This window comes from Streptococcus sp. Marseille-P7375 (genome assembly GCF_902460365.1).
In the GTDB taxonomy this organism is placed as follows: domain Bacteria; phylum Bacillota; class Bacilli; order Lactobacillales; family Streptococcaceae; genus Streptococcus; species Streptococcus cristatus_I.
Genome location: NZ_CABPTR010000001.1, coordinates 23,436 through 44,479, shown reverse-complemented (window position 1 = coordinate 44,479; position 21,044 = coordinate 23,436). Strand labels below are relative to the sequence as shown.

The 21,044-nt window shown below is 43.9% G+C and carries 20 protein-coding genes; 7 read left to right on the top strand and 13 right to left on the bottom strand.

Translation table 11 applies throughout. The features are described from left to right. Window positions 1-31: 31 nt before the first annotated feature. On the bottom strand, window positions 32-2,755 hold the full coding sequence (locus tag FZ954_RS00255; RefSeq protein ID WP_148876067.1) for an FtsX-like permease family protein: 2,724 nt from the start codon (window positions 2,753-2,755) through the stop codon (window positions 32-34). Window position 2,756: 1 nt separating this feature from the next. Next, window positions 2,757-3,458, bottom strand: coding sequence for an ABC transporter ATP-binding protein (locus FZ954_RS00250; protein ID WP_125340958.1), 702 nt, complete (start codon window positions 3,456-3,458; stop codon window positions 2,757-2,759). Window positions 3,459-3,600: 142 nt separating this feature from the next. Between FZ954_RS00250 and FZ954_RS00245 the strand changes: the two genes are divergently transcribed. Then, complete coding sequence (locus tag FZ954_RS00245) at window positions 3,601-4,164, top strand: TetR/AcrR family transcriptional regulator (protein WP_148876065.1); 564 nt, start codon at window positions 3,601-3,603, stop codon at window positions 4,162-4,164. Between the two features lie 130 nt (window positions 4,165-4,294). On the opposite strand, the gene FZ954_RS00240 is transcribed toward FZ954_RS00245, so the two are convergent. Continuing rightward, on the bottom strand, window positions 4,295-5,224 hold the full coding sequence (locus FZ954_RS00240; protein WP_148876063.1) for a peptidase U32 family protein: 930 nt from the start codon (window positions 5,222-5,224) through the stop codon (window positions 4,295-4,297). A 129-nt stretch (window positions 5,225-5,353) separates the two neighbouring features. Here FZ954_RS00240 and FZ954_RS00235 point away from each other — a divergent pair, with 129 nt between their 5' ends. After that, window positions 5,354-5,635, top strand: a complete 282-nt coding sequence (locus FZ954_RS00235) for a DUF3270 family protein (RefSeq protein WP_148876060.1) — start codon at window positions 5,354-5,356, stop codon at window positions 5,633-5,635. A 54-nt stretch (window positions 5,636-5,689) separates the two neighbouring features. Here FZ954_RS00235 and FZ954_RS00230 read toward each other — a convergent pair whose 3' ends face one another. The 9 genes from FZ954_RS00230 to FZ954_RS00190 form a co-directional block, all read right to left on the bottom strand. Continuing rightward, window positions 5,690-6,532 carry a C39 family peptidase gene (locus FZ954_RS00230; RefSeq protein ID WP_148876058.1) on the bottom strand — a complete coding sequence of 281 codons (843 nt, stop codon included), beginning with the start codon at window positions 6,530-6,532 and terminating at the stop codon, window positions 5,690-5,692. 180 nt (window positions 6,533-6,712) lie between these two features. Beyond that, window positions 6,713-7,144 carry a YtxH domain-containing protein gene (locus FZ954_RS00225; protein WP_005589465.1) on the bottom strand — a complete coding sequence of 144 codons (432 nt, stop codon included), beginning with the start codon at window positions 7,142-7,144 and terminating at the stop codon, window positions 6,713-6,715. Window positions 7,145-7,159: 15 nt separating this feature from the next. Beyond that, on the bottom strand, window positions 7,160-7,555 hold the full coding sequence (locus FZ954_RS00220; protein ID WP_187423296.1) for a DUF948 domain-containing protein: 396 nt from the start codon (window positions 7,553-7,555) through the stop codon (window positions 7,160-7,162). A gap of 12 nt (window positions 7,556-7,567) precedes the next feature. Continuing rightward, window positions 7,568-8,347, bottom strand: coding sequence for a prolipoprotein diacylglyceryl transferase (gene lgt, locus FZ954_RS00215; RefSeq protein ID WP_148876053.1), 780 nt, complete (start codon window positions 8,345-8,347; stop codon window positions 7,568-7,570). Beyond that, entirely contained in the window at window positions 8,340-9,275 is a 936-nt protein-coding gene (gene hprK / locus FZ954_RS00210) for an HPr(Ser) kinase/phosphatase (protein ID WP_015605214.1), read from the bottom strand. Before hprK ends, lgt begins: the two co-directional genes overlap by 8 nt. Before the next feature lie 143 nt (window positions 9,276-9,418). Further along, window positions 9,419-9,910: an NUDIX domain-containing protein gene (locus FZ954_RS00205; protein ID WP_148876051.1), complete on the bottom strand. Its 492-nt coding sequence runs from the start codon at window positions 9,908-9,910 to the stop codon at window positions 9,419-9,421. 140 nt (window positions 9,911-10,050) lie between these two features. Next, window positions 10,051-10,323, bottom strand: coding sequence for a PspC domain-containing protein (locus tag FZ954_RS00200; protein ID WP_015605217.1), 273 nt, complete (start codon window positions 10,321-10,323; stop codon window positions 10,051-10,053). A 101-nt stretch (window positions 10,324-10,424) separates the two neighbouring features. Continuing rightward, the gene (locus tag FZ954_RS00195; RefSeq protein WP_148876049.1) at window positions 10,425-10,874 is read right to left on the bottom strand and encodes a SprT family protein; all 450 of its coding nucleotides are present in this window, start codon (window positions 10,872-10,874) and stop codon (window positions 10,425-10,427) included. Then, entirely contained in the window at window positions 10,861-12,993 is a 2,133-nt protein-coding gene (locus tag FZ954_RS00190; RefSeq protein ID WP_148876047.1) for a Tex family protein, read from the bottom strand. Before FZ954_RS00190 ends, FZ954_RS00195 begins: the two co-directional genes overlap by 14 nt. 171 nt (window positions 12,994-13,164) lie before the next feature. Here FZ954_RS00190 and FZ954_RS00185 point away from each other — a divergent pair, with 171 nt between their 5' ends. From FZ954_RS00185 to zwf, 5 genes are all read left to right on the top strand, one after another. After that, window positions 13,165-13,302 carry an SPJ_0845 family protein gene (locus tag FZ954_RS00185; RefSeq protein WP_148876044.1) on the top strand — a complete coding sequence of 46 codons (138 nt, stop codon included), beginning with the start codon at window positions 13,165-13,167 and terminating at the stop codon, window positions 13,300-13,302. Beyond that, window positions 13,299-14,204, top strand: a complete 906-nt coding sequence (locus FZ954_RS00180; protein WP_148876042.1) for a permease — start codon at window positions 13,299-13,301, stop codon at window positions 14,202-14,204. Before FZ954_RS00185 ends, FZ954_RS00180 begins: the two co-directional genes overlap by 4 nt. Continuing rightward, window positions 14,201-15,016, top strand: coding sequence for a TIGR03943 family putative permease subunit (locus FZ954_RS00175; RefSeq protein ID WP_148876040.1), 816 nt, complete (start codon window positions 14,201-14,203; stop codon window positions 15,014-15,016). Before FZ954_RS00180 ends, FZ954_RS00175 begins: the two co-directional genes overlap by 4 nt. A gap of 193 nt (window positions 15,017-15,209) precedes the next feature. Further along, window positions 15,210-16,574, top strand: a complete 1,365-nt coding sequence (locus FZ954_RS00170) for an MFS transporter (RefSeq protein WP_148876038.1) — start codon at window positions 15,210-15,212, stop codon at window positions 16,572-16,574. Between the two features lie 121 nt (window positions 16,575-16,695). Next, window positions 16,696-18,159: a glucose-6-phosphate dehydrogenase gene (gene zwf / locus FZ954_RS00165; RefSeq protein WP_148876036.1), complete on the top strand. Its 1,464-nt coding sequence runs from the start codon at window positions 16,696-16,698 to the stop codon at window positions 18,157-18,159. 69 nt (window positions 18,160-18,228) lie between these two features. Here zwf and mgtA read toward each other — a convergent pair whose 3' ends face one another. Then, window positions 18,229-20,889 (bottom strand): magnesium-translocating P-type ATPase, encoded by a 2,661-nt coding sequence (mgtA, locus tag FZ954_RS00160; protein ID WP_148876034.1) that lies wholly within the window; start codon window positions 20,887-20,889, stop codon window positions 18,229-18,231. Between the last annotated feature and the right edge of the window lie 155 nt (window positions 20,890-21,044).

The following is a 21,044-nucleotide window of genomic DNA, read 5'->3' as shown; positions in this document are numbered from 1 at the left end:
AAGTGAGTGAAAGTTTTGAAACGTTTTTTTATCAATCGACAGACTTGAGTGCTTCCAGCATATCCACCCGTCTGAGGCGGTAGTTGACAAAGAAGCCAAGCAAGGTCAGGATAAGAGTCACTGCTGTTAGAGGAAACAGATAGACTGAAGGACTTACTTGAGGGGTTAAGCTGATAATGCTAGGCGCAACCTTCTCAATCAAAAAACGATGCAGGAAGAAACCACCTAGAAGCCCAACTGCCATCCCAATCACTGAAAGAATAATAGTCTCTCGATAGATATAGAGGGTCACTTCCTTATTATGGAAGCCCAAAACCTTGATGGTGGACAGCTCGCGAATCCGCTCGGCCACATTGATATTTGTCAAATTGTAGAGAATGACGACTGCTAAAAGAATGGAAATCAGCACTAAAATCATCATCGTATTATTAAGAGAATCAGCTAGGACGTTGAACTGCTTCACCATGCTTGCGTTTTGGGAAACACTCTTGACAGATTTGAGGCTCATAAATTCATTGGCCTTGTCCACAATATTTTTGCTGGAAGAATCCTTGAGCCGCACTAGATAAGCATTTTTCTCGGGCTTTTTTCCGTAAATCTTCTGGTAGTCAGTTGCCTTCATAAAGGCAAAATGGCCAAAATGATTCTCATTGACTGATGCGAGCTTGACAGGCTTGCCACCCAGCTCTATACTGCCACCAGGGCTAACTCTAGCTATGCGGGCCAATTTATCCGAAACAACTATACCGTCCTTGAGAGTCAACTTTTGCTGGTTGTCAGGACTTTCTAACGAGATGAAAGGTTCAAAATTTTCCTTGTCCGTAACCATTAAAGTGACTGACTCTGTTTCTTTTTTTCCTTTGTATTTCTCCGTCAAGGTTTCACTATGGATTTCCTGATAGGCTGCAATCGAGTCATCTGCCAACATCTTTTTCAGCTTGTCTTGCTCAGCTTGATTCTCCCCAGGATTGGCAGCGACAATCAAGTCGTATCGCAGAATCTCTTCAAACTGACGTTTGGGAATACCACCAATAGAAGACTGAAGTCCTAGGCCGGCAAAGAGCAGGGCAACCGAACCCGCCACACCAAAGATAGTCATAAACATCCGCTGCTTATAGCGAAAGATATTGCGAGCTGTGACCTTCTGAGTAAAGCTAAGACGTCGCCAGATAAAGGGCAGTCTTTCCAAGAAAATCTTGGAGCCCTTGACCGGTGGCTTGGGCAAAAGCAAGTGAGCTGCTTCTTCTGTTAGCTCCCGTCTCGCCACCAAATAGGCAGGGAGAACGCTGGAAAGAAGGGAAAGCCCAAGGGCCAGTAAACTATAGGAAATATAAAAATATGCATGAGGGGCAGAAAGCACCATCCCTCTGGTAATAATAGAAGAAATCACTCCAGACAAGAAATAATGCCCCAGCAGAATCCCTATGAGGGTACCTAGACTCCCCGCCACCAAACCGTAAAGGGCAAACTTGCGAATGATATCTCGGCTATGATAGCCTAGAGCCTTGAAGACGCCTGCATTTGTTCGCTCCTCATCGACAAAGCGAGTCATGGTGGTAAAGGTCACTATAGCTGCCACCAAATAGAGCACCACTGGGAAAATATTACCAATCAACGCAATACTATTCATGGAGTTTTTATACATATGATAGCCATTCCCACCTGGCAGAGACTTGCGGTCATAGCTATGATAGGCCGGCTCTTTCAAACGACTAAGGTTTGCCTTAGCGTCAGCTAGCTTGTCCTTGCTAGCTGATAAGTCTTTTTCCGCCTGAGCTAGCTCTGCTTTTTTCTGATTGAGCTGGGATTCAGCTTCCTGAATCTGCTGCTGGCTCTGGCTGAGCTGAGCAGGAGCTAGGATAGAAACAGCTTGGGCTGCATCTAGCTGGGTTTTTTGCTGGTCTAGCTGACTCTGAGCTTGCTCTAATTGTTTTTTACCTTGGGTCAGTTCGCTCTCAGCCTGAGCAATCTTATCTTGGCCCTTCTGAATGGTGCTTTTGGCATCTGCCTCTAATCGCTTAAAGCGAGCCGCTCCGTTATCTTCCAGGCTCTTGTCCAAAGCAGTCTGGTGCTGCTCCAAACGCTCCTGATAGCTTTCAGAGAAGGGAGCCAGCTTTTCTAAATCATGATAGCGCAGGCGAGCAATACTGTAAACATCTGTATCAAAGGCCTTGGGGCTAACTACAGCATAGGCTGATAAAGCCCCACTACCACTAGTCGCATTGCCTAGATTTCTATCAGACCAGATCTCTGCCGAGTTGACAAATCCTGCGACCTTATAGGTCTTGTTTTTTAGAACTGACCGACTGCCTGCTTTTTCGGTCAGATGAATCTCCTGACCAAGCTTATATTTTTTTGACCAAAAGCTAGCCAGAGCAATTTCTTGATCAGTCTTGGGAAGACGGCCTGAGACCACTTGAAAGTTTGAAATATCCTTGGTATCTGAGAATATTCGGAGAGCCTCCTCATCTACGGTGACATCTGTCAGATAGCCAAACTCGACATCAGCTCCCTTGATAGCTTCCAGCTCTTTCTGATCCGCCTTATCCAAACCATAGTCCGCCATAACGGCCAAGTCCATGGTTCGCTGCTCTTTCAAGTAATCTGTTGCTGTTCTGCGCATATTGGGTGGAGCGACCTTGATCCCCACAAGAGCTAAAGAGCCCAGCATCATGAGGATTAAAATAGATAGGAAACGTCCTTTAGAGCTAGTGAAGGAGCGCAGAATATCTTTCCAATAAATCTTTCTATTCATATCAATACTCCAATGTACTTATATCCTGAGGCTCTTCATTGACTGTAACACTTTTGACTCTCGCGTCATGCATGCGAATAACCCGGTCAGCAATGGGAGCCAAGGCAGCATTGTGGGTCACGATAATCACCGTCGCCCCTTGATTGCGGGACATATCCTGTAAAATTTGCAGCACTTGCTTGCCGGTATTGTAGTCCAAAGCCCCTGTCGGCTCATCGCAGAGCAAAATCTTAGGATTTTTTGCCACAGCCCGAGCAATAGAGACCCGCTGCTGCTCCCCACCTGACAACTGCGCTGGAAAATTATTGAGGCGATTTTCCATACCAACTGCGGTTAGAACGGCCACTGGATCTTGAGCATCCTTGACAATCTCCGAAGCCAATTCGACATTTTCCTTGGCCGTCAGATTAGGCACCAAATTGTAAAACTGAAAGACGAAGCCCACATCATTGCGACGATAGTCCGTCAGCTGGTGGGAATTGTAGTCAGCAATATTCTGACCGTCTATCAGAATGTCTCCCTCATCATTGGTATCCATACCGCCGAGAATATTGAGCACTGTTGACTTACCGGCACCAGAAGCACCCAGGATAATGACCAGTTCCCCCTTTTCAATCTCAAAAGAAATATCATGATTGGCGACAATTTCCGTGTCACCTACCTGATAACGTTTAAAGCTATGTTTCATTTCAATATAAGCCATGTCATTTTCTCTCCTTTTCAAACCCCATCTTCTTAAATAGACAAGGTGTTGATTCTAAATCACAGATATTATATAATGAGCTTAGACAAAAAGCAATAATCAAAAATCAACAAAGTGTTGATTTAAGTAAAAAGGAAGAAAAATGGTCCAGAAACGAAAAACTAGCACCAAGGAAGACATCAAAGAAGCCTTGATTCAGCTACTATCTGAGGAAAGGTTTGATAATATCTCCATCAGCAAACTCTGCAAGCGGGCTGGGATTAACCGCGGCACCTTCTACCTCCACTACCAAGATAAGTATCAGATGATTGATAGCCTCAAAAGCGACATCATTTCTCAACTTTATAGTTATAGTCTTTTTGAAGAAGAAGGCGAATATTCCAAACAGTTCATGATAGCCAAATTTCATATACTGCGTGCTAATGAACGTCTGATCAATGCCCTGACTAGAAGCCATTATATTGACTTTCGCGGAGCTATTCGGGAATTCATAACCAGTATCATTCTGAGCGACAAGCAAAAAGCTGCTACCCAGCGTTTTTTAGAGGAGAGCTTTCACATCCCTCAGAAATACGCCTTGGAAATCTTCCTATCCAGTGTTGAGGGGATTATTTCTCTTTGGATAGCCGGCGGAGCTCAGGAAGAGCCTGAAGAAATTACTCAAATGATCCTAGCCACCTACAATTATGATTATTGGAAATCATAACCAGCACTCCACTTTTATAGATGAGAACTCAAAAAGGCACAGAGTAATCTGTGCCTTTTCTTAAAACATTTCTGGTGAGCAAATAGTTTTTTGGTGATGCCCACTTAGATAAAGGCAACAAAATCCTGTCCTATTTCACCATGTCTGGATCGTAATCATAAAATCCTGTATCGAGGAAACGATTCTTCGGATGCAATTTGTGAAGTAGCTCATCTAGTAAGAAAGCTTGGTCATGGCTAAATTCACCTTTTTCAATCAGATCTCTTGCCTGAACAAAGAGCTTAGCAATCTCAACAAAATTCTGACCAGGAGTATAGAGACCTTCCAATTTCCAATGAGTAAAGCCGTGGTCAACCAATTCTGTCAACTTGGTCATCAAGTCCAAGTCATTATTGGCAAAAATGTGAGTCCCATGCTTGTCCTCAAAGATCGAATAATGGCTCTGAGGATCGCTCGGTTCCGCAAGAAAGAGATCCCTCTCTCTTGATTTCGCATCATCGATATGTGTAAAGTTATAATAATTTTGCAAAAGCGGACGTTTAGAGTGGTGGATAACGCTCGCACCATAAACTAAGACTTCTGCTGGAATCTCAAGAATTTCTGGCATTTTAAAGAGTTCTGCCGATGGAATTTCCCGCGCCAAAACAGCTTCTGACACCCCAGCATTCTTGCCCCAAAAATTAATCTGGCGGCTGCTGGTAACCATGGTTGAAGCATCATAAATCGTTTTCAACTTATAACCATCCCGCTGCAAGACGTAGAATACACCTGCATCCCCAACGGTGATATAGTCCACTTCAATTTCCTGAAGAAAATCCAAGTAAGGTTTGATCTGGTCCATCATGTCCTGATGCATCAAAGCATTGACGGCAACGGTCATTTCTTTTCCTGCCTGATGAACCATTTGAGAAATACAATTTAATTCGTCATAAGTGAAGTTATGCGGTAAACGAAGACCGTAGTTTTCCTCACCGACATAAATACGATCTACTCCTGCTTCCAATAAGGCTTGAACTTGTTCTATACTTTCAGCTGTTGCTGTTATGATTATCTTTTTCATATCATTATTATACCAAAAAAATAGGATTTATGATTTCTTAATTCGGTTTTATTCGTTTTGTAACTATCTTGTAATATATCTAATCATAGAAACATGATAGAATGATAAGGTACTACTAGGAGAGAGACAATGGCTGTAAGAGATTTTAAACAGTTTGAATCAGCGCCACTGCATGATTCGACAGAACAAACTAAGGAAATATCCTATCAAGAATACCTGCCCCAAGCAGAATCAGCATCACAATTACGTGAGCTATTTTTCTTTATAAATATCGCTTTATTCTGTATTTTGACAGTCTTTTTTAGCTTTATTTTTTTGTCTGCAAAAATGAGTACCTTTCTATCTTTCTCACTTGCTATTGTCCTAAGTCTTATGATTATTCAAGGATATCGCACTGTTCGAAGAAAGTGACATTAATTATCTACGAATTAAATCAAACGAGATCAAAAGATCTCGTTTTTTTCTTTACCAAGCGTAATTTGGTTCCTGACAAGCACACATAGCTGCCAATAATTCTTCCGGAGTTACCTTTTTCAGCCCTCCATAGACTGGATCCTGAACGGTGTAGGACGGATCGATGTAATAAACTGCAAGGACATCACTGCCATCTGCTGATAATTCATAGCCCGTCCCCACAACATTGTGTTCACCCTTGTGGCCTGGGTAGATGGAGGCATTATCAATCGTATAGTAGAGAGGATAGCCATCATCAATATTCTTGCGCAGGCGCTCCTTAAAAAGACGCATATCTTCAGAATTCGGGGCGCTACTAGTCACTGTAGCAAGATGGTAGCCCGCTTGACCTACTGGCACTTCCTTATAACCAAATAAATATTGATTTAAGACACGGATTGCATTGACATTATGGGTGCCGAAAGTCTCATCGGTGCCCATCTCTCGTGCCAATTCTTCCTGACTAGCCTGAACGCCCCTGTAAGCTAGAATCATACTGACAGAGGTCGGTGCACAAGTATTCCAAGCTCGCTGGATCTGCATGGGAACTTCCAGGCGTTTTCGGATTGGAGAAGGCGTTTCTTTACTAGAAGTCTGCGTCTCCTCCTCTCTGACCTTTTCACCGGTTTGACTAGAGCTTTCCGACTCCGCAGAAGTCGAACTCTGACTAGGGCTGAATTGATTAGCACTAGATTGACTACTGCTAGCTGTTTTCGAGTGGGCTTGACTCGTGCTCGAAGCCTTAGAAGAAGAGTCAGAGCTTCCAGACTTAGGGGACTCTGAAGCTTTCTGCCGAGAACAGGCTAGTAAGCAGCAGCCTAAACCAAGCAAGGCAAGTACTTTTAAATTTTTCATAGCAACACCCCCTTTTATTTATATGATAACGCTTTCTTTTCCAAAAATCAAGTTGGCCGAGGAGAAACTAAATAGTAGTAATTTTTGCTTCCTATACCACTACAGCAAAGCTCCAATTCGAACAAAAAATGAGGCTTGAACTCTTTTGTCCCAGCCTCATCTTGTATATCTAGTTTGAATTTACTTATCTTCTAAATCAATGATAATTTCTTCTGAAGGGGCTTTTTCTCCTTCTTCCACCACGATATCAGAAATTTCTTCTTCAAGAATTTCCTCTTCTTTTTCAAACTTTTCTTTGATTTCTTGGAATTTATCCTGCGAATAGTCTACTACTGACTTGGTCGTATCCTTCACAGACTCCAATACTGTTTCTGCTGTAATTTCGCCATTTTCAACCTTTTCCTTGGTTTGGTTGATGGCTTTGACAGCCTGATCTGAAAAGTCCTTTACTGATTGGACAACTGCTTCGTGAGTCTTGTCTGGATCTTCACGATAGTCGACAACAAAGTCTTGAACTTTTTCAGTAATTTCTTTGCCTTTTTTACTGGTTAGAAAGTACGCTGCAGCTGCACCAGACACAGCACCTAATAAAAGTGATGAAATTTTTCCCATAATAAACCTACTTTCTTATTTTTTAAATAATTTGCCAACAAAACGAAGGGCCGTTAGACCTGCTGTTGTTTTGGCTGTCGTGCTTCCTGCTGCGACTGCTTTTTTTCCTAAAACACGCGCCTGATCGTTTAAATCAGAGACTGATTCCGATAGGTCTGCCACCGCATTGAAAAGTGGATCAATCGTTGCTACTTTGTGGTTGATATCATCTGTCAACACATTGACTTTGGCAATCAAATCATTGGTTTGATGCAGGGTGACATTGACATCAGAAGTTAACACTTTGATCGTATTTTCTGTCTCATCCAGCATTTTTGCAGCCTTATCACCGAGAGTTTTGACGGTGAGGGTCATGTAGATTAGAAAGACAATCAAAGCGACAGCAACAAAAGTATAAGCAATTTCAAGCATAATATTCTCCTCTCATTCTTGATAATAGGGGGCTTGTTTTTTTCTTTGGTAAATCATAATGCCGATGCCGAGTAAAATCAGTGCTGCAGACAGCCACTGAGATACACGCACACCCAAGAACATGAGACTGTCAGTCCGCATCCCCTCGATAATCATCCTGCCAAAGCCGTACCAAATTAGGTAAAAGGCTGCCAATTCTCCCTGACGGAAGAATTTAGACCGGCGTCGTAAGATTAGCAATAGGGCAAAGCCAAGTAAATTCCAAAGGGATTCGTACAAAAAGGTTGGTTGGCGATAAGCACCATCTATGTACATATTGTTGCGGATAAAGGACGGTAGATAATTAAGATTTTTGACCACCGCTCCATAGGCTTCTTGGTTAAAGAAATTGCCCCAACGGCCGATACTCTGAGCGATCAAGACGCTAGGCGCTGCAATATCCAAGAAATCAACAGGATTGATTAGCCTTCTCTGAGAAAAGAAATAAAGGACAAGGGCACCAGTGATCAAACCGCCGTAAATAGCTAAACCACCATTCCAAATCTGAAAAATCTCAATCAGAGAATGCTTGCCATAATAAGACCATTCAAAAATCACATAGTAAAGTCGCGCTCCAAGGATAGCCAAGGGAAAGGCAATCAAAATGAAATCAAGAATATCATCTGGAATCATCTTCTTGCGTGGCGCTTCCTTCATAGCCAAGTAGACAGCTAAAATCAAGCCAGTGACAATGCAAATCGCATACCAACGAATACTAAAGGGACCGACTGAAAAAGCTACTGGATCAAGCATCTTTCACCTCATTCTGGCTAATCAGATTAGTCAGTCGTTCTTCAAAAATCTTGGTGGCATCAAAGCCCATCTCCTTAGCCCGATAGTTCATAGCTGCGGCTTCGATTACCACAGAGATGTTGCGTCCTGTCTTAACTGGGATGCGGATCCGAGGAATTCTGACACCGGAAACTTCCAGTTCTTCTGCATTATTGCCCAGACGGTCAAAGGTCTTATTGGTATCATAATTTTCCAGATAGACGGCAATCTGTACCTGTGAAGAATCCTTAACCGCACTAGCTCCGTAAAGGCTCATCACATCAATAATGCCGACACCGCGAATTTCCAAGAGATGACGAAGAATCTCAGCAGGCTCTCCCCAGAGGGTCATTTCATCCTTGGCAAAGATATCGACACGGTCATCCGCCACTAAACGATGGCCACGCTTGACTAACTCAAGGCCAGTTTCACTTTTACCAATACCGCTGTCCCCTTGAATCAGCACTCCCATTCCGTAGATGTCCATCAATACGCCATGAACACTGGTTCTGACCGCCAAACGTGAATCAAGGAAACTAGAAATTTCCCCTGATAGACGGCTGGTTGATGTGCGGCTGGTGAGAATCGCGATTTGCTTTTCTTCAGCTGCTCGCCGCATTTCTTCAGGAATCTCCAAATTGCGCGCCACAATGACAACTGGCGTTTCTGGCTGAAACATTTTCAGAAGGACTTGATGACGGTTGTGAGACGTCATCTTCATCAGATAAGACCACTCCTTCATCCCAATCAGCTGAATCCGTTCTGGCGTATAGTAGTCAAAATAACCGGTCATTTCAAGGCCCGGCCGCGAAATATCCGATGTCGAAATCTCCTTTTCTAAGAGGTCATCACTGCCGTAAACGATGCGTAAACGGACTTTTTCAATCAAATCTTTGACCTTTACAGACATTCCCTGCTCCCTTCAAATTTATCTTTCTCTATTATAGCAAATTTTTACCCTAAAAGAGTTTTTAAGATTGGAAATTAAGCAGGATTTTTCCCTAGATGCTTGTGAAAACATCTGCCAGCCAGCAAAAAGGCCAGTCAAAATAACTAGCCAATCCATCTTTGGAGAATTTTTTTCTGATTTTGAAAGCAAGGATGGCTCTCGATAAAAGCTGGTATTTCTCCTAGAGGCAGCCAGAGATGGGCATCGGTTTCGCCTGCCTGATAGCGAACTTGGCTCTTGTCCCCAGACACCACCGCTTCATAGAAATCAAAGTGGCACTGGTCTTCGACAGAGCACACCTGCTCCAACAGTCTGATACTGTCGGGAACCAGGCCTGTTTCTTCTTCCAATTCCCGCAAGGCAGCTGTCTGGCTATCTTCTCCAGCCAGCACACTACCTCCCGCTCCAAACTCATAGTAGCCAGGATAGAGACTTTTATTTGCTGACCGCCGCATAAAGAGAATATCGCCATCCTGATGGCGAACCAAGACATTGACACAGAGATGAAACTGCCCTTCAGGAATGTTTTCTCCTCGAACTAGGAGATGCGGGAGCTGATTTCGATTCAAGTCATAGGCATTCCAAACCTCTGTCATATTTCCTCCTTGGATAAGTCATTCATCTTTCGGCAATAGCTTCCAGATTCAGTCAGCTACGCTTCCCTAGATTCTCTCTTTTCGTTTCCTCTACATCCAGCAAAAATTCGGGAACACTCCCGAATTTTATATTTGTTATTTTACCAAAACCAACCGTCATTGTCATTGATTGGCTCAGCATCTTTCATTTTACGAGGCCCAGTCCCATACATTTCCGCTTCCACATCTTCCTTGTAAGGCATCACGACAGCCAACAAAATATAAATCAAAATGCCCAAACCAAAATTGAAAACTGTAAAGATGATGAATAAAAAGCGTAACAAACCAAGATCAAAGTTGAATTTATCTGCCAGTCCAGACAAAACCCCTGAAATCACTCGGTTTCTTCTTAATTTATAAAATTTAGTTTTCATGATGATGACCTCAACTCTCATTCTTTCCTTCATTTTATCATAGCGGGAGAACAAAAAAATCAGCCCCAAGGCTGATTCTACCTCTATCGGTTTTGGTTGGCTTAGCCCCTGTTTGTCTCCTCTTTGAAGAATGCCAATTTCCCTCTGCAACGACCACAACGGTATTTTTGAAGATTAACTCTGCGTCTGCGACGGATAAGTGCTCCGCAGCTCAGGCATTCATAGATGAGAAAGGCTTGGAAGTGTGAAAGAGAGGGAGCATAGCGCAGGCCATCCACCTGCTTGAGCAATTCTTTAAAGTCTCTATCTCCATGGCGGTAACCTTTGCCTTGATAATAGAGGTGATAGTGGACTAACTCATGGCGGACAATTTTTCGGAAAATCTCCAAACCAAAAGTTTCAAAGATTTTTGGGTTGAAATCCAAATGACCATCTTTAGGAAAGAAGCGTCCCCCTGTAGTACGGAGACGCTTGTTCCAATAAGCTTGGTGGCGGAATTCCCAGCCAAAATCCTCAAGCGAAACCCGCTTGACATAGTTAGTTAGATTCATTTGGTGCTATCAGAGAGAGGTTAACCTTCTCCCGCTCCACATCTAGCTTATCCACCCAGACAGTGACCAAGTCACCAACAGATAGGACCTGACTAGGATGCTTGATATAGTCTGTGCTCAGCTTAGAGATATGAATAAGACCGTCTTCGTGGATACCGATATCCACAAAGGCTCCGAAATCGACGACATTCCGGACGACTCCTTCTAGCTTTTGACCGATGCGCAGATCCTTGATATCCAAGACATCCTGCCGCAGAACTGGCGCGTCAAAGGAATCACGCAAATCCCGGCCAGGCTTGAGCAAATCAGCAATAATATCTTTGAGGGTTTCTTCTCCCAATCCTAGCTCTGCAGCCAAACTAGCAGTCTGAACAGCTTTTAACTTAGCTTGGGCGGCTTCATCCAAACTGCTGATTTCCAGACGCTTAAAGAGCTCCTCCACAGCCTTATAAGACTCTGGGTGAACGCCTGTATTGTCTAGCAGGTTATCACTTTCAGGAATACGCAGGAAGCCGGCCGCCTGTTCAAAAGCCTTTGCGCCTAGACGCGGCACTTTCTTGATGGCTTCGCGAGACCGAATCAAACCTTCCGTTTCCCGGTACTTAACAATATTTTCTAAAATAGTCTTATTGAGACCAGCTACATGGGCCAGCAGGGCAGGACTGGCGGTGTTGATATTGACTCCGACTTGGTTAACCACGGTATCAACGACAAAGTCCAGACTTTCAGACAGCTTTTTCTGGCTGACATCATGCTGGTACTGACCAACCCCGATAGACTTAGGATCAATCTTGACCAGCTCAGCTAAAGGATCTTGCAGACGGCGGGCAATGGAAATAGCTGAGCGCTTTTCAACAGTCAACTCTGGAAACTCATGACGAGCCAGTTCACTAGCAGAGTAGACAGATGCTCCGCTTTCATTGACGATAACATAGCTGACATTTGGATGAGATTTCAAAACTTCCGCTACAAAGGCTTCGCTTTCTCGGCTGGCAGTGCCGTTTCCGATGGCAATGATTTCCACGCCAAACTGCTCAATCAGCTCTGACAACTCTTTCTTAGAAGCTTCAATCTGAGCTGGCTTTGCTGGTGGAACTGGATAGATGACATGAGTCGTCAGCATCTTACCTGTTGGATCCACAACAGCCAACTTGGCTCCTGTCCGAAAGGCTGGGTCAAAGCCCAGTACTACGCGGCCTTTGAGAGGGGCAATCAGGAGGAGATTGCGGAGATTTTCTGAGAAGAGCTGAATCGCACCATCTTCGGCGGCCTCGGTCAGCTCGGTCCGAATACGGCGCTCCATAGCTGGAATGATTTTCTTTTTAACTGCTTGCTGAACTGCTTCAATAATATAGGTGTTTTTCACCTTGAAACGTACTTCAAAGAAGCGCAGGACTTTCTCGAGATTGTGTTCAAAACCAACCTTGAGAATACCTAGCTTCTCACCACGGTTAAGAGCCAGAGTACGGTAGCCTTGCATGGTCGCTACTTTTTCAGAAAAATCATAATAAATCTGGAAGACTTGCTTTTCATCCAAATCACCATCTTTGAGACTGGATACGATAGAAGAATTGGTCTGCATCTCGTGATAGGTCCAAGCCCGCAGCTTGGTGTCTTCGGAAATCGCCTCGGTCAGAATATCCACTGCTCCAGCTAGAGCAGCTTCTGCTGTTGGAAAGGCTTCACTAGTCAGTTTCTCAGCTTCTTCCTGCAAGTTAGCCGCATCCTGTAGGATAAAGCGAGCCAAAGGAAAGAGACCTGCTTCACGCGCAATGGTAGCCTTAGTACGGCGCTTCTCCTTGTAGGGCAGATACAATTCTTCCACATCAGCCAGTTTTTCAGCAGCCTCAATCTCAGAGCGAAGCGCATCCGTTAGTTTACCCTGCTCCTCAATCTTAGCTAAGACCGTCGCTTTACGCTCTGCCAAGGCAGTCATGCTCTTATCTAAGTCAATGATTTCCTTAATCTCGACCTCATCTAGATTTCCTGTCATTTCCTTACGGTAACGAGCAATAAAAGGAATCGTATTTCCCTCAGCGGTCAAATCTAGGACCTGTGATACTTGGCTTTCTTTAAGGCCCAATTTCTGGGCAATTTTTTCAATATTTATATTTTCCATAACGCTTCTATTATATCATAATATGAAGCTGAAAAATCTATAAAGACTAGTTTAATCCATCTTTTTCTTTCTAGGATGAGTCCACTGTCTCTAATCCATCATGGCTGAAAATATCATTTTTTTTCGTTTGGTAGTATAATAGAATTATTATTTTAGAAATGAGGTGGCCCTATGGCTGTGAAATTTACCAAAACAGATGATTTAGACAAGATGTTCGAGGAGTTTGCCACTCTGCCCAAGCTTGAAAAAGTAGAATTTCCAGATGACAAAAGGAAAAAAGAAGCGCAAGAAAAGGCTAAAAAAGCATGAGTTTCTTTTCTAACCTTCCTTCCAGCGTCTTACAGGCTGGCACTATCTTTCTCTCCATCATCATTGAGGCCCTGCCTTTTGTCTTGATTGGGAGTATTATTTCTGGCTTTATCGAGGTGTATGTCACGCCAGACAAGGTTTATCGTTTCCTGCCCAAGAACAAATGGGCTCGGATTTTCTTTGGAAGCTTGATCGGCATAGTCTTCCCTTCTTGCGAGTGCGGAATTGTTCCCATAATTAACCGCTTCTTGGAAAAGAAAGTGCCCAGCTACACTGCTGTTCCTTTTCTAGTGACAGCACCTGTTATCAACCCCATCGTGCTCTTTGCGACTTACTCAGCCTTTGGAAATTCCTTCCGAATGGCTCTGCTTCGTGCTTTAGGTTCTATGGTCGTGGCTATTCTTTTAGGGATCTTTCTGGGCTTCTTTGCAGACAGCAATATCCAAAAAGAAAATCGCAAGGCTGTTCATGAGCATGACTTTTCGCATCTTAGCAAGGGACAAAAGCTTTTTCAGGTCTTTGTTCAGGCCATTGATGAATTTTTCGATACAGGTCGCTATTTGGTCTTTGGCTGTCTCTTCGCCAGCCTGGTACAAGTCTATGTGCCAACCAGAATCCTGACCTCTATCAGCTCGACACCAGCTGTTGCTATTCTCCTGCTCATGCTGCTGTCCTTCCTGCTCTCACTTTGCAGCGAAGCTGATGCTTTCATCGGAAGCTCTTTGATTGCTAGCTTCGGCCTATCGCCTGTCTTAGCTTTCTTGGTCATTGGGCCTATGCTAGATGTCAAGAATCTGCTGATGATGAAAAACTACTTTAAGACACGCTTTATCTGGCAATTTATTAGCCTAGTTACCGTCGTCGTCTTTCTTTACTCTTGGCTTGTGGGGGTAGTGCTATGATTCGATTTTTAATCTTAGTCGGCTACTTTGAGATTACTATGTATCTGCAGCTGACAGGCAAGCTCAACCAATACATCAATCTCCACTATTCCTATCTGGCATACTTGTCTATGATTCTGTCTTTTGTCTTGGCTGTCGTGCAGCTCATCATCTGGATGAAGAAGATGGAGGTCCACAGTCATTTAAGTACTCGCTGGGCCAAGTTAGGCAGCGTGCTGCTCCTTGTCATTCCGCTTTTTGTGGGAATTTTCTTTCCAACTGTCACCTTGGATTCGACAACAGTTTCGGCTAAAGGATTTCATTTTCCGCTGGCTGAGGGAACTTCTGCAGCCGTCCAGCAGGACGAAGGCACAACCAGCCAATACCTGAAACCAGACACCAGCACCTACTTTACCAAAGGGGCTTACGAAAAAGAAATGCGGGCAGCCGCCAAGAAATATCTCAACAAAAGTACCATTCAGGTCACAACTGAAAACTACATGGAGGTCATGGAAGTTATCTATGATTATCCCGACGAGTTTGCGGACAAGACGCTGGAATTCACCGGATTTGTCTACAATGACCCCAGCGACCAAAAGAGCCAATTTCTCTTTCGCTTCGGTATTATCCATTGTATCGCCGACTCAGGTGTCTATGGACTCTTGACGACTGGAAATACCCAGCATTTCGAGAATAATACCTGGATTCATGCCAAGGGAAAAATTACTATGCACTACCATAAAAGTCTGGGACAAAGCCTGCCAACTCTAGAAGTTGAAAGCTTTGATAAAGTAGAAAAACCGGACAATCCTTACGTTTATCGAGTCTTTTAGAGCCAAGCACCTATGAAAGTCAATTTTCATGGGTGTTTCTTTTCTATGCCATTCTCTACCCTTTACTCAGTTGCTCTGACCGACTTTTAGAAATTAGAAGAGACTTGATGAAGCTCGCTCTTTAGTTTTTTCTCTCTTATCTTGAAAAATCATGCTACAATAATACTATCTCATTTGAAAAGGAGCTCTTTTTATGAATCAAGAAAAAGTAAGGAAACGAGATTTGCTTTCTATTCTGGCTGTGGCTTTAGTCGCCTTTGCTGGAATTCTTTCAGAGACTAGTATGAATGTGACCTTTCCCCACCTCAGCAAGGTCTTTGGTCTGAGCCTTGGAGTGCTGCAATGGATTACGACTGGCTATCTGCTGGCCGTCGCCATCACTATAACTTTAGGTGCAACTCTAGCCCACAATTGGACGGAGCGTCGCATCCTCTTTGCCTCACTTTCCATCTTTACCCTTGGTAATCTGATTGCTATGATTGCCCCAGACTTTACTTTCCTTATGCTGGGACGGATCCTTCAGGGGGGAGCGACTGGGATTGCCATTCCACTTATGTTTAACCTCATCGTGGAGCGGATTCCTCGGCAGAAAATCGGATTTTATATGGGACTGAGTGGTCTAGTTATCAGTCTGGCACCAGCCATCGGCCCGACCTACGGAGGCTTCATGATTGGCTCCTTCGACTGGCACATGATCTACAGCTTTATCATGCCAGTTCCCATCCTCTCTTTTTTGCTGGCTTATGTTAACTTGGAAAATTCAGCAGGAAAAAGCAAGCGTCCCTTTGATGTGCTAGGCTTTCTCTCGCTCGCAACGGCTCTTTCCTTTTCTCTGATGACCATCTCCAGTTTGGAAGGTGGCGATAGTATCAATTGGCTCTATCTAGCTATTTTTCTCCTTTCCTTTGCCTTTTTCATCTGGCGGAGTCTGACTGTTCAACATCCATTTCTGGACATCCGTATCTTGAAAGAACCAACGATTTTCTTTGGAATTCTACCCTTTTTAATTTTCCAATTCTCCAATCTATCCAGCAACTTTCTCATTCCCAACTTTCTCGTACTGGTTAAAAATGTCTCTACTGCCCAGGCTGGATTTTCACTGCTTCCCGGAACCATGATCGGAGCTTTCATGTCGCCTTTTCTGGGAAAATTGTACGATAGCAAAGGTCCAAAGCTGTCTCTACTAGGCGGCAATTCCCTAGTCTTTCTAGTCATGATTGTCTTTAGCTTCTTTACAAGCTGGCTCAATCTGCCTTTAATCTTAGGATTTTATATCCTCTTTACTCTGGGCCGCAACATGGCCTTCAACAATACTATGGCTTTATCGGCTTCTCAAGTCAGCAGAGAAAAGACAGCGGATGTAACTGCCCTCTTTCAACTAGCACAAACCTTTGCTGGTGCCTTGGGAACGGCAATTGCAGCCGTCCTGCTCAACCAAGCACCCGATACGACAAGCGGCGTCCACAATGTCTTTAGCCTACTACTCCTTCTCGCAATAGGCAACTTTATTTTCTACTATTTTCTGTTTCGAGCGATTCATCAGAAGAAAGAAGCCTAATTTTCTATCCCGACTTCCCCTCGGGATATTTTCTTTGGTCAAATCCAGATTTTTCAAATACAATTTTTCTGAAAATTGTGATAAAATAGAGACAATCACATTTAGATAGGTAATAAATATCATGTCTTCAAAAGTTATTATTACAATTTTCGGTGCCAGCGGAGACTTGGCTCAAAGAAAACTTTATCCTTCCCTCTTTCGACTTTATAAATCTGGCAATCTTTCGAAACATTTTGCCGTTATCGGAACTGCCCGTAGACCTTGGAGCAAGGAATATTTCGAGTCGGTCGTTGTCGAGTCAATCTCAGACCTAGCCGACAGTGCCGAGCAGGCTCAAGAGTTCGCTAGCCACTTTTATTATCAAAGCCATGATGTGCAAGATACCGAGCATTATATCGAATTGCGCAAGCTGCAAAACAAGCTTAACGAGCAATATCAGGCAGAAAATAATAAACTCTTCTTCCTTTCTATGGCGCCACAATTTTTCGGAACCATTGCTAAACATCTCAAGTCTGAGCAAATCGTTGATGGAAAAGGATTTGAGCGCCTAATTGTTGAAAAACCCTTTGGGACAGATTTGGCAACTGCCAGCAAGCTTAACGAAGACTTACTGGCAACCTTTGACGAAGAACAGATTTTCCGTATCGACCACTATCTGGGCAAGGAAATGATCCAAAACATCTTCGCGATTCGTTTTGCTAATCTGCTGTTTGAAAATGTCTGGAACCGCCAATACATTGATAATGTGCAGATTACCTTTGCTGAAAAGCTAGGCGTTGAAGAGCGCGGTGGCTACTATGATGAGTCTGGTGCCCTCCGCGATATGGTGCAAAACCACACCTTACAACTTCTCTCCTTATTAGCCATGGATAAGCCAAAAAGCTTTACCAAAGACCATATCCGTGCAGAAAAGGTCAAGGTCTTTGAGCGCCTTGTTCAGCCGAGCGAAGAAGATTTGAAACGCTTCTTCATTCGTGGCCAGTACAAGTCTGGCAAAATCAATGGCAAAAAATACATTTCCTACCGTAGTGAGCCCAATGTCAACCCTGAGTCTACGACCGAAACCTTTGCCTCTGGTGCTTTCTTCATTGATAGCGACCGCTTCCGTGACGTTCCTTTCTTCTTCCGAACAGGGAAGCGCCTCACCAAAAAAGGCACCCATGTCAGTATCGTCTTCAAGCAAATGGACTCTATCTTTGGTGAGCCTCTCAAACCAAATGTCCTAACCATCTATATCCAGCCAACTGAGGGGATTTCACTCAGCCTCAATGGCAAGAAAGTTGGGGAACTCTTTAATCTAGCTCCCATCTCATTAGATTATCGGACAGATGCCACAGCGTCAGGAGCCTCTCCAGACCCTTATGAAAAACTGATTTTTGATGTCCTTAATAACGACTCAACTAATTTCAGTCATTGGGACGAAGTAAAAGCCAGCTGGGAGCTCATCGATCGCATCGAAGAACTCTGGAGTCAAAATCAAGTGCCACTCCATGAATATCCTGTCGGATCTATGGGACCAGAAGCCTCCTTCGAGTTACTCGCCCAATTTGGAGCAAGCTGGCAATGGCAACCTGATAAAGAATAATACATACAAAAAAGATTGGAAAATTTTCCAATCTTTTTTATAATTCTTAAACATCTGCTAGCCCTTCTATTACAGCCATTCCTTGTAACGCTTGATATAAAGGCCTTTCACAAGGGTTACGCTAACCATATAAAGCACGATAATCAAGAAAAGGCAAAGGAAATAGGTGCCATTCAGCGGAGCTGTCTTCAGAACTGACGCAAAGAGGCTATATGGCAAGGAAGTGACAAAGAGCGCTGCCGCCATGGTCGTCACAATGACAGACAAAGCAGGACGACTTTGCACAAAAGGCAATTTAGGTGAGCGTAGCATGTAGATAACCATGGTCTGGGTCCACATAGACTCAATAAACCAGCCTGTTTGGAAAAGAGTGATAAAGGTCACTGCCTGTTCAGTACCAGCTTGATAGCTGCCTCCTGTGATCATAGGCACGATAATAAAGTAAAGCACCAGATAGGTCAAAACATCAAAAACAGATGAGATTGGCCCAATCCAAGCCATAAAACGGGTAATGGAGCTAGCTGACCAAATATGAGGCTTCTTGAGAAATTCACTATCTACATTATCAAATGGCAGAGCGATACAAGACAAGTCATAAACCAGATTGAGGACAATCAAATGAACTGGTGCCATGGGCAGAAATGGCAAAAAGATACTGGCAAAAAGAAGAGAAAAGATATTCCCAAAGTTGGAACTGACCGTCATCTTGATATACTTGGTCATGTTGGCATAGACCTTGCGACCTTCTACCAGCCCTTTCTCCAGAACCATGAGATCCTTGTCCAGCAAAATGACATCTGCCGTTTCCTTGGCAATGTCGACAGCCGTATCAACAGAAATACCAACATCTGCTACTTTCATAGAAGGCGCATCATTGATACCATCACCCATGTAGCCAACCTTGTGGCCATTGGCCTTGAGCTGGAGGATGATCCGAGCTTTTTGGTCTGGTGAGAGCTTGGCAAAGACTGTTGTATTCTCCACCGCCTGACTCAATTCCTCATTAGATAGAGCATCTACCTCTACACCTAGCAAGATATTATCTACATCTAAGCCAACCTTTTCACAGACTGCTTGGGTTACCTTATCATTATCACCTGTCAAAATCTTAGTGGCAACACCGTATTCGGCCAAAGTTTCAATAGCTGGAGCCGCAGATGACTTAGGTGGATCTAGAAAGGCTAGATAGCCCGTCAAAATCATATCGGACTCATCCTTCACTTCATACTCATAATCTTCTTCTAAGTCTGACTTGTAGCTAACACCAAGCACGCGCAACCCCTGCTCATTGAGTTGAGCCACTTCCGCAAGGATTTCCTGACGAATCTCCTCAGTCAGTTCTGTAATACGATTTTTATATTCTACATAGCTAGAGATGGCCAGCATTTCCTCCAAGGCCCCCTTGGTTACCATGCTGATGACATCCTCATCATCCTTGACAATGACGCTCATACGACGACGCTCAAAGTCAAAGGGCAGTTCATCAATTTTCTTAAAGGTTTGGTCTAGATTACGAACAATCTCATGCTTTTCGGCTTCTTTCTCTGTTCGGTTGATAATGGCCCGATCCATGAGGTTTTTAAGGCCTGTTTGATAGTAGGAATTGAGAAAGGCCCGACGGAGCACTGCCAAGTCCAAATCACCATGAATATCCAGTGGGTATTCCAAGACAATCTCGTCTTGGGTCAGTGTGCCCGTCTTATCCGTACAAAGGATATCAATAGCTCCTAGGTCCTGAATAGCGTTCAGCTTCTTAATCACGACCTTTTCCTGAGCCATAATAATGGAACCTTTAGCCAAGCTCGCTGTGATAATCATAGGCAGCATTTCTGGCGTCAGGCCGACTCCAACGCTGAGGGCAAAGACACCTGCTTCCAACCAGTCACCGTCTGTCAAACCGTTGATGAAGAACACGACCGGAACCATGACAAGCATCAGACGAATCAAGAGCCAGGAAATGCTATTCATCTCGCGCTCAAAAGAGGTCGGTTCATCGTAGGTGTTCAGCGTCTGCTCAATGGCTCCCATCATGGTCTCATCACCAACCACCAGCACCAGAGCTGTAGCTCTTCCGGAAATAACGTTGGTTCCCATAAAAGCCAGCGACTCTGTTTCTAAAAGGCTATCAAGATTTTGACCATCTGCCTTGGTCAAACAGATCTTTTCTACTGCATCACTTTCCCCTGTCAGGCCGGACTGCTGAACAAAGAAATCACGCGAGTCCAGCAGCAGCACATCTGCAGGAATCATGTCTCCAGCACTAAGTTTGATGATATCCCCTACAACAAGCTCATCAATGGGCAGTTCCTGCTCTGCTCCTTCACGGATAACCGTAGCCGTGTTGACAATCAAACGAGACAGATTGCTAGCAGCGCGGTCACTCCGCAGTTCCTGAATAAAACGAATGCCGCCGGAAATCAGCACCAGAACGACAATAATGATGGAAGTCGTCGGATCTTCCTCACCGGGCTTGGCCAGCCAGACATTTGTCACTAAGGACACCAGAGCAATCACCAGTAAGATGACTGTAAAGGGGTTAATGATGGACTCGTAAATTTTCTTTAGGATAGAGTCTTCCTGACCCTTTGTGATGATATTTTCACCATAGAGGTCACGATTTTCTTCGACCTGCTCTTCTGTCAGACCACGAAAGGAACTCTTGTAAAATGCCAGAGTTTCTTGCACAGGAAGCTGCAGAGCAGCAACTAATCTTTCTTTTACTGTTTTCATTGGTTTCTCCTTTATGTATGATTGATAATTTTCATACACAGGGACCAATCACTTTATAAGGACAGAACGACACAAATCAGCGATTGGCTGTGTATGTGCGGTTCCGGATGATCGTCAATTTGCATCGTACTTCTCCTTTCTTAGTTTATAAATGT

Excerpts from the sequence above, each read along its gene's own strand:
- hprK (WP_015605214.1), bottom strand. The coding sequence starts at position 9,275 with ATGTCTGTAAAGGTCAAAGATTTGATTGAAAAAGTCCGTTTACGCATC.
- FZ954_RS00245 (WP_148876065.1), top strand. The coding sequence starts at position 3,601 with ATGGTCCAGAAACGAAAAACTAGCACCAAGGAAGACATCAAAGAAGCC.
- FZ954_RS00255 (WP_148876067.1), bottom strand. The coding sequence starts at position 2,755 with ATGAATAGAAAGATTTATTGGAAAGATATTCTGCGCTCCTTCACTAGC.
- FZ954_RS00205 (WP_148876051.1), bottom strand. The coding sequence starts at position 9,910 with ATGACAGAGGTTTGGAATGCCTATGACTTGAATCGAAATCAGCTCCCG.
- mgtA (WP_148876034.1), bottom strand. The coding sequence starts at position 20,889 with ATGAAAACAGTAAAAGAAAGATTAGTTGCTGCTCTGCAGCTTCCTGTG.
- FZ954_RS00195 (WP_148876049.1), bottom strand. The coding sequence starts at position 10,874 with ATGAATCTAACTAACTATGTCAAGCGGGTTTCGCTTGAGGATTTTGGC.
- FZ954_RS00235 (WP_148876060.1), top strand. The coding sequence starts at position 5,354 with ATGGCTGTAAGAGATTTTAAACAGTTTGAATCAGCGCCACTGCATGAT.
- FZ954_RS00190 (WP_148876047.1), bottom strand. The coding sequence starts at position 12,993 with ATGGAAAATATAAATATTGAAAAAATTGCCCAGAAATTGGGCCTTAAA.
- FZ954_RS00170 (WP_148876038.1), top strand. The coding sequence starts at position 15,210 with ATGAATCAAGAAAAAGTAAGGAAACGAGATTTGCTTTCTATTCTGGCT.
- lgt (WP_148876053.1), bottom strand. The coding sequence starts at position 8,347 with ATGCTTGATCCAGTAGCTTTTTCAGTCGGTCCCTTTAGTATTCGTTGG.
- FZ954_RS00250 (WP_125340958.1), bottom strand. The coding sequence starts at position 3,458 with ATGGCTTATATTGAAATGAAACATAGCTTTAAACGTTATCAGGTAGGT.
- FZ954_RS00200 (WP_015605217.1), bottom strand. The coding sequence starts at position 10,323 with ATGAAAACTAAATTTTATAAATTAAGAAGAAACCGAGTGATTTCAGGG.
- FZ954_RS00230 (WP_148876058.1), bottom strand. The coding sequence starts at position 6,532 with ATGAAAAATTTAAAAGTACTTGCCTTGCTTGGTTTAGGCTGCTGCTTA.
- zwf (WP_148876036.1), top strand. The coding sequence starts at position 16,696 with ATGTCTTCAAAAGTTATTATTACAATTTTCGGTGCCAGCGGAGACTTG.
- FZ954_RS00180 (WP_148876042.1), top strand. The coding sequence starts at position 13,299 with ATGAGTTTCTTTTCTAACCTTCCTTCCAGCGTCTTACAGGCTGGCACT.
- FZ954_RS00175 (WP_148876040.1), top strand. The coding sequence starts at position 14,201 with ATGATTCGATTTTTAATCTTAGTCGGCTACTTTGAGATTACTATGTAT.
- FZ954_RS00240 (WP_148876063.1), bottom strand. The coding sequence starts at position 5,224 with ATGAAAAAGATAATCATAACAGCAACAGCTGAAAGTATAGAACAAGTT.
- FZ954_RS00220 (WP_187423296.1), bottom strand. The coding sequence starts at position 7,555 with ATGCTTGAAATTGCTTATACTTTTGTTGCTGTCGCTTTGATTGTCTTT.
- FZ954_RS00225 (WP_005589465.1), bottom strand. The coding sequence starts at position 7,144 with ATGGGAAAAATTTCATCACTTTTATTAGGTGCTGTGTCTGGTGCAGCT.
- FZ954_RS00185 (WP_148876044.1), top strand. The coding sequence starts at position 13,165 with ATGGCTGTGAAATTTACCAAAACAGATGATTTAGACAAGATGTTCGAG.